Here is an 11,839-nt window from a genome sequence, read left to right on the forward strand (position 1 = left end):
CGGCGTCGGTCGGTGCGTCAAGCCGCGCACGGGGCTGGATTCCGCGCCGCGGCATCGTATAAGAAGCGCCACCCGCGACGTCCCGAGGGAGGAGAGCATGAGCGCCAGCGCCCCGCAGCGCCGCATCACGCCCGGCGATATCCGCGCCCGCAAGGGCGGCACGCCGCTGGTCTGCCTGACCGCCTATACCACGCCCATCGCCCGGCTGGTCGATGCAGAATGCGATGTCGTGCTGGTGGGCGACAGCGTCGGCATGGTGCTGCACGGTCTGCCCTCGACGCTGGGCGTGACGATGGAGATGATGATCCTGCACGGCCAGGCGGTGGCGCGCGGGCTGGAACGCGCGCTGATGGTGATCGACATGCCCTTCGGCAGCTACGAGGAGGGCCCCGACCAGGCCTTTCGCAACGCCGCCCGCCTGATGGCCGGGACCGGCGCCGGGGCGGTCAAGCTGGAGGGCGGCGAGAGCATGGCCGAAACCATCCGCTTCCTGACCGCGCGCTCGATCCCCGTCATGGCCCATGTCGGGCTGACGCCGCAGGCGATCAACGTCCTGGGCGGCTACAAGGTGCAGGGCCGCGGGGCCGATGCCGACCGGGTTCTGGCCGATGCCCGCGCCGTGGCCGCGGCGGGCGCGTTCTCGGTGGTGCTTGAAAAGGTGCCCGCGACCCTGGCCGACCGGATCACGGCCGATCTGGCGATCCCCACCATCGGGATCGGCGCGTCTTCGGGCTGCGACGGGCAGGTGCTGGTGGTGGATGACATGCTGGGGCTGTTCTCGGAGTTCCGCCCGAAATTCGTCCGCCGCTACGCCGCGCTTGGCGACGGCGCGGCCGCCGCGATTGCCGCCTATGCCGAAGACGTGCGCGCCCGCCGCTTCCCCGCCCCCGAACATGTCTTCGGAGACGGCGAATGACCGCCCCGATCCTGCGCCGCCTTGGCGGGCTTCGCACCCTGACCGACCGCTGGCAGGCAGAGGGCACACGCATCGCCGTCGTGCCGACGATGGGGGCGCTGCATGCGGGCCATCTGAGCCTCGTTGCGGCGGCCAGGGCCGGGGCCGACCGGGTGATCGTGACGATCTTCGTCAACCCCAGGCAGTTCGACAACCCGGACGACCTGGCGAAATACCCCCGCACCGAGGGCAGCGACGCCGAGAAACTGGCCCCGCTCGGCATCGACGCGCTCTATGTCCCCGATCCCGACCAGATCTATCCCGAGGGCTTTTCCACCACCGTCTCGGTCGCGGGCGTCAGCGAGGGGCTCTGCGGCGCGCACCGGCCGGGCCATTTCGACGGGGTGGCCACCGTGGTCAGCAAGTTGCTGCTGCAGACGCAGGCCCGGCGCGCGTTCTTCGGCGAAAAGGATTACCAGCAACTGATGGTCGTCCGCCGCCTCGTGCGCGACCTCGACCTGCCGGTCGAGATCGTCGGCCATCCCACCGTGCGCGAGGGGGACGGGTTGGCGCTCTCGTCCCGCAACCAGCGCCTCTCGCCCGCGGCCCGCGCCCGGGCGTCCGCGCTGTTCGCGGCGCTTGACGCGGCCGCCCGGGAGATCGCCCGCGGTGCGCCGGTCGGCGCCACGCTGCAACAGGCGCACCGCGCGATCCTCGCGGGCGGCTATGCGTCGGTCGAGTATCTGGAGTTGCGTTCCGCCGCCGATCTCGCTCCGCTGGCCGCGCTCACCGAACCCGCGCGCCTGCTGGCCGCCGCGCATATCGAGGGCGTGCGGTTGATCGACAACGTCCCCGTCGCCCCGGCGCGCGGGGCGTCCTGAACCGTGCTTCGATTTCGCCCCGGCTTGCGCCGGGGCGACCCGCCGGGGGCTTCGCCCCCGGACCCCCAGGGTATTTTCGCCAAGAAGAAGGACGCATGGACCTTCTTCTGGCCGGAAATATCCCGGGGGGAGTCCGCAAGGACGGGGGGCAGCGCCCCCCTCTGCCGCGGCACGCCGCATCGCGGCCCTCAGCCGTCCGACTCCGCTGTCCCGTCCGCCGGCCGTTCGGCCCGCTTGCGCACCAGCACCGCGCGCAGATCGTGCATCGCCAGCAGCAGCGCGTCCGTCACCCGGTCGAGATCCTCCGCGCTTGCCCTGGATTGCGCCCAATGCGCCGTCAGGTTCAGGTGATCGACCGTGCGCAGGATGTCGTCCACCTCGCGCTCGGCCAGCACCGCCCGGCGGTCGGCCAGCCATTCCGCGATGGCCAGCGTCTCGGCCTCTGTCAGCACGCCCGCGCCCCGGGGGCTGATCTCGCCGGTGCGGACATTGACCATGGCGATCTGGTCCATCCCGATCCGTTGCGCGCCCCGCTCGGCCCGAACGCGGAAGACCAGCGCCCCGTTCTCGCGGATGCGGTAATAGAGCGCGGGCAGATCGCCGGACATCGGCACCCTTTCAGCGCAGCCCGGCGCAGAACTCCTGGATCCGCGCGCAGGCTTCCTTGAGTGCCGCGTCCGAGGTGGCATAGCTGACGCGGAAGGCGGGCGAGAGGCCGAAGGCCGCGCCGAACACCACCGCCACGCCCTTTTCCTCCAGCAGCGCGGTGGCGAAGGCTTCGTCGTCGGCGATCTTCGCGCCCCCGGCCGAGGTCTTGCCGATGCAGCCCGCGATGGACGGATAGACATAGAACGCCCCCTCGGGCACCGGGCAGTCCACGCCTTCGGCCGCGTTCAGCATCTCCACCACCATGTCGCGGCGGCGCTGGAACACCGCGTTGTTCGACGCGATGAAATCCTGCGGGCCGGTCAGCGCCTCAAGTGCTGCCCATTGCGCGATCGAACAGGGGTTCGAGGTCGATTGCGACTGCAAGGTGCCGATCGCCTTGATCAGCGGCGCGGGCCCCGCCGCATAGCCGATCCGCCAGCCGGTCATGCAATAGGCCTTGGACACGCCGTTGCAGGTCAGCGTGCGGTCGTAAAGGCCGGGCTCCACCTCGGCGGGCGTGCAGAAGACGTAATCGCCATAGACCAGCTTTTCATACATGTCGTCCGACATCACCCAGACATGCGGATGGCGCATCAGCACATCGGTCAGCGCCTTCAACTGCGCGCGCGTATAGGCCGCACCCGTCGGGTTCGAGGGCGAGTTGAAGATGAACCACTTGGTCTTCGGCGTGATCGCGGCCTCCAGCGCCTCGGGCGTGATGCGATAGCCGGTCTCGGGCCCGCCTTCGACGATCACCGGCGTCCCGCCCGCCAGCAGCACCATGTCGGGATAGCTGACCCAGTAGGGCGCGGGGATGATGACCTCGTCGCCGGGGTTCAGGGTGGCCATCAGCGCATTGTAAAGCACCTGCTTGCCGCCGGTGCCCACCGTGACCTGGGCCGGCGTGTAGTCCAGCCCGTTATCGGCCTTGAACTTGGCGCAGATCGCGGCCTTGAGTTCGGGCAGCCCGTCCACGGCGGTATATTTCGTCTCGCCCCGGTCGATGGCGGCCTTGGCGGCTTCCTTGATGTTGTCGGGCGTGTCGAAATCGGGTTCCCCCGCGCCCAGCCCGATCACGTCCTTGCCCGCCGCCTTCAACTCGCGCGCCTTGGTCGTCACCGCGATGGTCGGCGAGGGTTTGACCCGCGAGAGTGTCGCAGACAGAAAGGACATGGTCGCCTCCGGTTTGAAAAGAATGTCCCTTTCTCATAGGGTGCCCCCCAAGGCCGTTCAAGCGCCTTTGCCGCAAGGGGGTTCAGCGATGACCGACAGCCGCACCGACTGGTATTCCGACGAGACCGCGACCTTCGGCGACCGCCTTTCCGGCGCGCGCGAGGCGCTGGGGATGACCCAGACCGAACTGGCCAAGCGGCTGGGGGTGCGGCTTGCCACCCTCACGGCCTGGGAAGAGGACCGCGCCGAGCCGCGCGCCAACCGGCTCCAGATGCTGGCGGGCGTGCTGAACGTCTCGATGATGTGGCTGCTGAACGGGCAGGGCGACGGTCTGGACGGCCCGCCCGACGAGGGGACGATTCCGGGCGATGTGCGCGCGATCCTGTCCGACATCCGCCAGGTCCGCTCCGAGATTGGGCGGCTTGCGGATCGGCTGGCGGTGCTGGAAAAGAGGCTGCGCAACGCCCTGAAGGAGACCGCATGAGCGTGACCGAATCCCCCGAGGCAAGGCGCAAGCGCATGCATATCCGCGCCTGGCGGCGCGGCACCAAGGAGATGGACCTGATCCTGGGGGGCTATGCCGATGCGCATCTGGCGGGCATGGATGCCGCTGCGCTGGACGCCTTCGAGGCGCTGCTGGCCGAGGACGATCACGACCTCTACCAATGGGTGACGGGCCAGGCCGCGCCGCCCGCCCGCCTTGCCCCGCTGATCGGAAAATTGGCCGTGCGTACCGCCGGTTAGATCGCTTTTTTCACGCTTTAACGGAATATTCGCGACTGATTCCGTATCTCTGCCTGAGAACAAGGAACGGCGGAGTATGACATGAGTATCCATTCCCCCATCGAGACAGGCGGCCGGACCGGCGTGATGAACGATTATCTCGACGCGCTGTCGCTGGTCGAACGGCTGCACCGGCTGCTTCTGGACGTCATCAAGGACGAGTTCGAGCGGCTTGGCGTGCTGGATCTGAACGCGGTCCAGGCGCTGTTGCTGTTCAATATCGGCGAGAACGAGGTGACGGCGGGCGAGTTGAAGACGCGCGGCTATTACCAGGGCTCGAACGTGTCCTACAATCTCAAGAAACTGGTGGAAAAGGGCTTCATGCACCACCAGCGCTGCGAGATCGACCGCCGCTCGGTCCGCGTCCGCCTGACCCCAAGGGGGCGCGAGATCCGCGACATTGTCGCCGGTCTCTTCGCCCGCCATGCCGAGGGGCTGGTGGTGCGCGGCGTGGTCACCGCCGACGGGCTGGCCGAGATCGCCGACGCGCTCAAGCGGATGGAACGCTACTGGACCGACCAGATCCGCTATATCTACTGACGGCCCGGCCCCCCGCGCGGGGCCGTCCGCCTACCAGTGCCCGGTATTGGGCATGCTCGCCCAAGGCTCCTGCGGTTCCAGCGCCCCGCCCATCTGCAACAGTTCCACCGACACGTTGTCGGGGCTGCGCACGAAGGCCATCCGCCCGTCCCGCGGCGGGCGGTTGATCGTCACGCCATTCGCCTGCAGATGCGCGCAGATCGCATGGATATCCTCGACCGCATAGGCCAGATGGCCGAAATGGCGGCTGTCCGACGGCAGCCCCTCATCCCCGTCCCAGTTCCATGTCAGCTCCACCGGGCACTCCTCCTGTCCCGGCGGCGCCATGAAGACCAGCGTGAACCGGCCCTGTTCGCTCTCGACCCGCCGGACCTCCTTCAGCCCCAGCAATTCGTAGAACGCCGTCGAGGCCTCCAGATCCTTTACCCGGACCATCGTGTGCAGATAGCGGATTTGCATGCGCAGCCTCCTTTTCCCGCCCGAACCCTAGCACGCCCCGGCCGCCCGGCCACACCCCCTGCATCTGGGTGTTTCGCGATCCACCCCGCATAGATATAGTGTTACCCGACTCGTCTTCCGCGAAAGGACCGCGCCATGCCGCTCACCCAGGATCAGCTTGCCGAGATCGAGGCCCAGCGCGCCGAGACCGCGCCCACGCTGCGCGCCACCGCGCCCGGCATGGAAAAGCGCCTCTACACCGCCCACCCGGTGCTCGACCACGGGCTGATCCGGGTGATCGACTACATGGGCGACGATGCCGCGATCTGCCAGGCGGCGCGGGTCTCCTATGGCACCGGCACCAAATCCGTCTCCAATGACGAGGGGCTGATCCGCTACCTGATGCGCCACTGGCACTCGACCCCCTTCGAGATGTGCGAGGTCAAGTTCCACGTCAAGCTGCCGGTCTTCGTCGCCCGGCAATGGATCCGCCACCGCACCGCCAACGTCAACGAATACTCCGCCCGCTATTCGATCCTCGACCGCGAATTCTACATCCCCGCGCCCGACGCGCTGGCCGCCCAATCCACCGTCAACAACCAGGGCCGCGGCGAATTGCTGGAGGGCGACGAGGCCGCCCGCGTCCTCGACATCCTCAAGACCGACGCCGCGCGAGCCTATGACAATTACGAGGCGATGCTGTCCACCGAAGGACAAAAGGGCCTCGCCCGCGAGCTTGCCCGCATGAACCTGCCCGCCAATATCTACACCCAATGGTACTGGAAGACGGATCTGCACAACCTCTTCCACTTCCTGCGCCTGCGCGCCGACATCCACGCGCAATACGAGATCCGCGTCTATGCCCAGGTGATGTGCGAGATCGTCGCCGACTGGGTGCCGCTGGCGTATAAAGCCTTTGCCGATTACCGTATGGGCGGCGTCAATCTGTCAGCTACCGCCATGGACTGTGTCAGGCGGATGCTGAAGGGCGAGACGGTGACGCAGGAGAATTCCGGCATGTCCAAGGGGGAATGGCGGGAGTTCGAGGGGGTGTTGAGTCTTTGATGGCTGTAAGTAAAAGATTTGATACGGAGGGGTTTGCTCGTCTTAACGAGAGAATTGATGCCCTGGTCGAGCGGAATTTGGTTCCCGAGAAAAACCGGGCGCTTATCTATATGTTTTTGACGCATCGCTTTTATCGGGAGAAGCAGGAAATCGATGAGTGCTTCACTGACGGACCCAACGATTGCGGTGTTGATGCAGTTTTCATTGACCGCCGCGCGGATGAGCCTGTAGTCCACATTTTCCAATCTAAGGTTTTTGATAGTCTTCGGAAAGCATCGAATCCGTTTCCCGCTGCAAGTCTTGAAAAGCTGGTGCGGTTTTTTGGTATTCTGAAGGACCGAAAGGTTGAACTTCAGAAGGTTGCAAACGTTCAGCTTGAACAAAAGATCCTCGAGATTCGTGATGCGGTTGATCGAGAGTTTCCAACGTTTAAAGTTTGGCTTCTAAGTAATGGATGCCGCGCTTTGGAGCATGAAGTTCGAACAAGTCGCCGCCATTTGGAGGCAGAGGGAATAATTGTAGAGGAATTTCATCTGGATGAGGTGATCGAGTTCTGTTTGAATTCTCATAGCTCGCGAGCCAACCATACGTTTCATGCACGCGATGTTGGCGTGTTAGAATACGGAACGTCGGAGCTCCAAAGTTTTGTGGGTTACATCTCGGCTCTTCAGCTTTATCGCCTTTTGCATGACTTGCGAGACGAAAAGAGGATCGATTACTCCGTTTTTAATATGAATGTTCGTGGCTTTCTTGGTCTCGACAACCCAATAAACAAGGAAATATTTCGAACTGCCGCGTCAAGTGATAACATTTATTTCTCTGCCTTGAATAATGGCCTTACCATTGTTGGATCAAAGTGTCGGGTTATGCGTACCGGCTCGGACATGCCAAAGATTGGCATTAAGAACATGAGTATTGTAAATGGCGCTCAGACATGCTCTGCTATTTTTGATGCAATGAAGGATTACTATCCTGATGTTCGAAAATTTGAGAAACTCTCCGTCCTTTTCCGGATTTTTGAAACCGAAGATCCAGAGTTGATTGGTCGAATTGCGGTTTCGAGTAACAATCAAAACCGTATAAATCCGCGTGATTTGCGGGCGAATGACGATGAACAGGTTATGCTTGAGAGGGAGCTTGCGAAATTTGGGATTCGTTACCAGAGGAAGCGGGGATTCGATTATGATCCGGATGATGGTCGTCGATCAATAGACGCACTGAAGGTGGGGCAAATTTTACTCTCGTTTGTGCACCACGATCCTGCCAGAGCAAAAAGGGATTCCGACAGTATTTTCTCCGAACTATATCAGTCAGTTTTTGGAAATGTTTCTGTTGAGACTCTATTTGAGGCGATTCAATGGTATGATCTTATTGAAGGGCGAAAAAGATATATCCAGGACGAGATTAGGATCAGGGGTGTGCGTCGAGCCGAAAACAACTTTGTTACATATGGTGTTTTCCATATTCTGATGCTTTGTTCTTTGCTTGGGGCTGGGGTTGAGGAGGGAAAGCGTGAAGGCGTTATTGATGATGCTATCGCCATGATTGCGCAGCATCTACAAGAGGCCGGGGAACCGGCGTATTATTCGTTTTTTCGAGACCCGAGGCAAACTGATAAGCTGCGTAGTGCAGCTAACCAACCCCTATTGATCTAGCGGCAACCGTAGCGCGGCTGCCAACCCACCACCCCCGGCCACCCCGCCACGCTCCCGCATTGCCCACCCCCGCCCCGCGCCCTAGGATCACCAGGAAAGCAAAGGGGGGCTCCATGTCGGTCGTCACGCTGATCGTTCTCTATCTCGTCACCGCGATCTTCTTTCTCGCCGTCGATGCGGTGATGCTGACCAAATTCATGCGGCCGCTGTTCGAGCGTTATGTCGGCGACTGGCTGCTCGACAGCCCGCGGCTGGGCGCGGCGGCGCTGTTCTACCTCGCCTATGTCGCGGGGCTGGTCTATCTGGTCTCGCGCCCCGCGCTGGCGGCGGGCGATCCGATGCAGGCGCTGGTGCAGGGCGCCATCCTCGGCGCGATGGCCTATGGCACCTATGAATTCACCAACTGGGCCACGCTCAGGAACTGGTCGGTCGTCCAGGTCGTCGTCGACACGACCTGGGGCGCGGCGCTGACCGGCGTCTCGGCCTGGGTCGGCGTGACGGTTGCGCGGGCGATTGCCTGAAAAACAGGCAAAACGACAGCGTGCGGCCCGTTAACCCGGGCCGCCGCCGGAAAAAGGTCCGATGGAATTCATATGGAAATCATATGGAATTCCGATTTGGCGGAGTCAGAGCAGCCGCAGCTCGCCCGCCGATTTCCGCCCGTCGCGGCCCTCGATCATCTCGAAGGCGACCTTCTGGTTGTCGGCCAGCCCGGTCAGCCCGGCGCGCTCCACCGCCGAGATATGCACGAACACGTCCTTGCCGCCGTCATCGGGCGCAATGAACCCGAAGCCCTTGGTAGTATTGAACCATTTCACGGTGCCGGTGGGCATCGTCATCCTCTCCATCTTCGGTTTCCGCCCCCGCGGAATTGCCGGGCGCGGGTCACAGCCAGGTCTTCCAGTCTTCCGGCTGCCCCGAAAGAGGAGCGGTCGCCCAGGTCGTCTGCCGTCACGGGGCGAAAGCATGCGGGACGAATCAACCCAAAATCAAGTGAAGTTTACAAGGCCCCTTTTCCCGCCATACTGCACCGAAAAGGAGTCCCGAATGATCGTTTATGGCTTGAAAACATGCGATTCCTGCCGAAAGGCCCGCGCCGCGCTGAAGGCCGCGGGCCACCCCGCAGAGCTGCGCGACCTGCGCGAAACCCCGCTCGCCCCGGCCGAAATCGCCCACTTCCTCGCCGCCTTCGGCAATACCCTCGTCAACCATCGCTCGACCACCTGGCGCGCCCTGCCAGAGGCCGAGCGTGCGAAAGATCCGACCGCCCTCCTGGCCGCCCATCCGGCCCTGATGAAGCGCCCGGTGATCGAGGTGGACGGGCGGCTGTACCTGGGCTGGGGCCGCGAGGTGCAGGAGGAACTGCTTGGCAAGGCCGCGCCGGGCGCCTAGATCGAGCCGAGACAGGCAAGGAGTCGATCAATGCGCAACGCCGCCCTGACCCTTGGGGTGATCGCGGGCCTGCTGGGCCTGATCGTGGGCTTTTTCGGCTATGGCTACACCGTCTTCATCGAAAGTTTCGGCGAGATCGGCGATCTGGCCCGGCAGGTCGACAACCCCGAGCGCACGCGCATCATCTCGCTTCTGGCGCCGATCCTCGCGATTGCCGGGGGCGCGATGGCGCGGGCCCAGAACGTCGTGGGCGGGCTGATGATGCTGGTTTCCTGCGCGGGGATGTATTGGGGCTTTGGCTTCAACGTCTTCACCATGTTCCCCATCGCGATGTGCGGTCTGGGCGGCGTGCTGGCGCTGGCCGCCCGCCGCCCGGACACGGCCTGAGATCAGACCAGATCGGGGGGCAGGGCGGCCGCGGCGAGCTCTGCCACCACAGCGTCCAGCGCCACGGTTTGCGTGCCCTGTTCGCCCAGCCGGCGCAGGGTCACGGTCCGCTCCTCGACCTCGCGGCCGCCGATGGCGAGGATCACGGGCACCTTTCCAAGGCTGTGTTCGCGGACCTTGTAGTTGATCTTTTCGTTTCGGATATCGGCCTCGGCCCGCACGCCCGCCGCCACCAGCCGGGCCACCACCTCGCGCACGAAATCGTCCGCATCCGACACGATCGAGGCCACCACCACCTGCCGCGGCGCCAGCCAGAACGGCAGTTTCCCGGCGAAGTTCTCGATCAGGATGCCGATGAACCGCTCGAAGCTGCCCAGGATCGCGCGGTGCAGCATGACGGGGCGGTGTTTCGCGCCATCCTCGCCGATATAGGTGGCGTCCAGCCGTTCGGGCAGCACGAAATCCACCTGCAAGGTGCCGCATTGCCAGTCGCGCCCGATGGCGTCGGTCAGCACGAATTCCAGCTTGGGCCCGTAGAAGGCGCCTTCGCCCGGGTTCAGTTCGTAGGCATAGCCCGCCGCCTCGGTCGCCGCTTTCAGCGCCGTTTCGGCCTTGTCCCAGACCTCGTCGCTGCCCGCGCGCATCTCGGGGCGGTCCGAGAACTTCACCCGGAACTTCTCGAAGCCGAGATCGGCATAGATCGCGCTGAGCATCGCGATGAAGCGGCGGGTTTCCTCCTCGATCTGGGCCTCGCGGCAGAAGATATGCGCATCGTCCTGGGTAAAGCCGCGCACCCGCATGATGCCATGCAGCGCCCCCGAAGGTTCATAGCGGTTGCACGAGCCGAATTCGGCCATGCGCAGGGGCAGGTCGCGATAGGATTTGAGCCCCTGGTTGAAGATCTGCACATGGCAGGGGCAATTCATCGGCTTGAGCGCATTGACCGATTTCTCGCGCGCATGCTCCTCGTCCACTTCGACGATGAACATGTGCTCCTGATACTTTTCCCAATGGCCGGAGGCTTCCCAGAGGCGGCGGTCTACCACCTGCGGGGTGTTCACCTCGACATAGCCATTCGCGTTCTGCCGCCGCCGCATGTAATCCTGCAAGACCGTGTAGATGCGCCAGCCATTGGGGTGCCAGAACACCTGGCCCGGCGCTTCTTCCTGCATGTGGAACAGGTCCATTTCCCGGCCCAGCCGCCGATGGTCGCGTTTCTCGGCCTCTTCGAGGAAGGTCAGGTAATCCTTCAGATCCTGCCGGTTGCGGAACGCCACGCCATAGATCCGTTGCAGCATCGGCCGACTGCTGTCGCCCCGCCAATAGGCGCCCGCGACCTTCATCAGCCTGAAGGCATCGGCGGGCAATTGGCCCGTGTGTTGCAGATGCGGGCCGCGGCACAGATCCTGCCAATGGCCGTGCCAATACATGCGGATCGGCTGGCCCTCGGGGATCATGCCGACCAGTTCCACCTTGTACGGTTCGTTATTGGCCTCGTAATATTTCACCGCGCGGTCACGGTCCCAGATTTCCGTGGTCACCGGATCGCGGCGGTTGATGATCTCTTTCATCTTCGCTTCGATCTTGCCCAGATCCTCGGGCGTAAAGGGGTCTTGGCGGTCGAAATCGTAATACCAGCCATTCTCGATCACCGGGCCGATGGTCACCTTGACGTCGGGCCAAAGCTCCTGCACCGCGCGGGCCATGATATGCGCCAGGTCGTGGCGGATCAGTTCGAGCGCGGGGCCGTCGTCCTGCATCGTGTTGATGGCTATGGCCGCATCCTCGGTAATGGGCCATTGCAGGTCGAAATGGCTTCCGTTCACCTGGGCCGAGATCGCCTTTTTCGCCAGAGAGTTGGAAATCGAGGCGGCGACCTCGGCCGGGGTCGTGCCGGCCGGGTAGCTGCGGTGATTGCCATCGGGGAAGGTCAGCGTGATCTGGCCCATATCGGCCTCCTCGTCGGTTTGGCGCCCACGGAA

At 63.7% G+C, this 11,839-nt stretch carries 15 protein-coding genes; 10 read left to right on the forward strand and 5 right to left on the reverse strand.

Annotated elements, in window-relative coordinates; genetic code table 11:
- Positions 1 to 97 precede the first annotated feature (97 nt).
- Positions 98 to 916, forward strand: a complete 819-nt coding sequence (gene panB, locus NHN26_RS13040; protein WP_132695913.1) for a 3-methyl-2-oxobutanoate hydroxymethyltransferase — start codon at positions 98 to 100, stop codon at positions 914 to 916.
- Positions 913 to 1,776: a pantoate--beta-alanine ligase gene (panC, locus tag NHN26_RS13045; RefSeq protein WP_253089843.1), complete on the forward strand. Its 864-nt coding sequence runs from the start codon at positions 913 to 915 to the stop codon at positions 1,774 to 1,776. The genes panB and panC overlap by 4 nt, the downstream gene beginning before the upstream one ends.
- Positions 1,777 to 1,964: 188 nt before the next feature.
- On the opposite strand, the gene NHN26_RS13050 is transcribed toward panC, so the two are convergent.
- Together NHN26_RS13050 and NHN26_RS13055 are read right to left on the reverse strand one after the other, a co-directional pair.
- On the reverse strand, positions 1,965 to 2,384 hold the full coding sequence (locus tag NHN26_RS13050) for a hypothetical protein (RefSeq protein WP_253089844.1): 420 nt from the start codon (positions 2,382 to 2,384) through the stop codon (positions 1,965 to 1,967).
- 10 nt (positions 2,385 to 2,394) lie between these two features.
- Positions 2,395 to 3,597: a pyridoxal phosphate-dependent aminotransferase gene (locus NHN26_RS13055; protein ID WP_253089845.1), complete on the reverse strand. Its 1,203-nt coding sequence runs from the start codon at positions 3,595 to 3,597 to the stop codon at positions 2,395 to 2,397.
- Positions 3,598 to 3,685: 88 nt separating this feature from the next.
- Between NHN26_RS13055 and NHN26_RS13060 the strand changes: the two genes are divergently transcribed.
- From NHN26_RS13060 to NHN26_RS13070, 3 genes are all read left to right on the forward strand, one after another.
- Positions 3,686 to 4,081 (forward strand): helix-turn-helix domain-containing protein, encoded by a 396-nt coding sequence (locus tag NHN26_RS13060; RefSeq protein ID WP_253089846.1) that lies wholly within the window; start codon positions 3,686 to 3,688, stop codon positions 4,079 to 4,081.
- A 2-nt stretch (positions 4,082 to 4,083) separates the two neighbouring features.
- Entirely contained in the window at positions 4,084 to 4,341 is a 258-nt protein-coding gene (locus tag NHN26_RS13065; protein ID WP_253089889.1) for an FAD assembly factor SdhE, read from the forward strand.
- A gap of 81 nt (positions 4,342 to 4,422) precedes the next feature.
- A complete protein-coding gene (locus NHN26_RS13070) occupies positions 4,423 to 4,920 on the forward strand; it encodes a MarR family winged helix-turn-helix transcriptional regulator (RefSeq protein ID WP_253089847.1) in 498 nt (165 codons plus the stop codon).
- Between the two features lie 30 nt (positions 4,921 to 4,950).
- Here the strand turns inward: NHN26_RS13070 and NHN26_RS13075 are convergent, their stop codons facing one another.
- The gene (locus NHN26_RS13075; protein ID WP_253089848.1) at positions 4,951 to 5,379 is read right to left on the reverse strand and encodes a VOC family protein; all 429 of its coding nucleotides are present in this window, start codon (positions 5,377 to 5,379) and stop codon (positions 4,951 to 4,953) included.
- Between the two features lie 135 nt (positions 5,380 to 5,514).
- Here NHN26_RS13075 and thyX point away from each other — a divergent pair, with 135 nt between their 5' ends.
- The 3 genes from thyX (at position 5,515) to NHN26_RS13090 (ending at position 8,599) form a co-directional block, all read left to right on the forward strand.
- Complete coding sequence (gene thyX / locus NHN26_RS13080) at positions 5,515 to 6,423, forward strand: FAD-dependent thymidylate synthase (RefSeq protein WP_253089849.1); 909 nt, start codon at positions 5,515 to 5,517, stop codon at positions 6,421 to 6,423.
- Positions 6,423 to 8,078 (forward strand): AIPR family protein, encoded by a 1,656-nt coding sequence (locus NHN26_RS13085; RefSeq protein ID WP_253089850.1) that lies wholly within the window; start codon positions 6,423 to 6,425, stop codon positions 8,076 to 8,078. Before thyX ends, NHN26_RS13085 begins: the two co-directional genes overlap by 1 nt.
- Before the next feature lie 113 nt (positions 8,079 to 8,191).
- Positions 8,192 to 8,599: a DUF2177 family protein gene (locus NHN26_RS13090; RefSeq protein WP_253089851.1), complete on the forward strand. Its 408-nt coding sequence runs from the start codon at positions 8,192 to 8,194 to the stop codon at positions 8,597 to 8,599.
- Positions 8,600 to 8,704: 105 nt separating this feature from the next.
- On the opposite strand, the gene NHN26_RS13095 is transcribed toward NHN26_RS13090, so the two are convergent.
- The gene (locus NHN26_RS13095) at positions 8,705 to 8,911 is read right to left on the reverse strand and encodes a cold-shock protein (RefSeq protein ID WP_132694903.1); all 207 of its coding nucleotides are present in this window, start codon (positions 8,909 to 8,911) and stop codon (positions 8,705 to 8,707) included.
- Between the two features lie 214 nt (positions 8,912 to 9,125).
- Between NHN26_RS13095 and NHN26_RS13100 the strand changes: the two genes are divergently transcribed.
- Together NHN26_RS13100 and NHN26_RS13105 are read left to right on the forward strand one after the other, a co-directional pair.
- Complete coding sequence (locus tag NHN26_RS13100; protein ID WP_253089852.1) at positions 9,126 to 9,470, forward strand: arsenate reductase family protein; 345 nt, start codon at positions 9,126 to 9,128, stop codon at positions 9,468 to 9,470.
- A gap of 30 nt (positions 9,471 to 9,500) precedes the next feature.
- Positions 9,501 to 9,857: a hypothetical protein gene (locus NHN26_RS13105; protein WP_253089853.1), complete on the forward strand. Its 357-nt coding sequence runs from the start codon at positions 9,501 to 9,503 to the stop codon at positions 9,855 to 9,857.
- Between the two features lie 2 nt (positions 9,858 to 9,859).
- Here the strand turns inward: NHN26_RS13105 and thrS are convergent, their stop codons facing one another.
- Positions 9,860 to 11,806, reverse strand: coding sequence for a threonine--tRNA ligase (gene thrS, locus NHN26_RS13110; RefSeq protein ID WP_253089890.1), 1,947 nt, complete (start codon positions 11,804 to 11,806; stop codon positions 9,860 to 9,862).
- Between the last annotated feature and the right edge of the window lie 33 nt (positions 11,807 to 11,839).

The sequence above is a fragment of the Rhodovulum tesquicola genome (assembly GCF_024128855.1).
In the GTDB taxonomy this organism is placed as follows: Bacteria; Pseudomonadota; Alphaproteobacteria; order Rhodobacterales; family Rhodobacteraceae; genus Rhodovulum; species Rhodovulum tesquicola.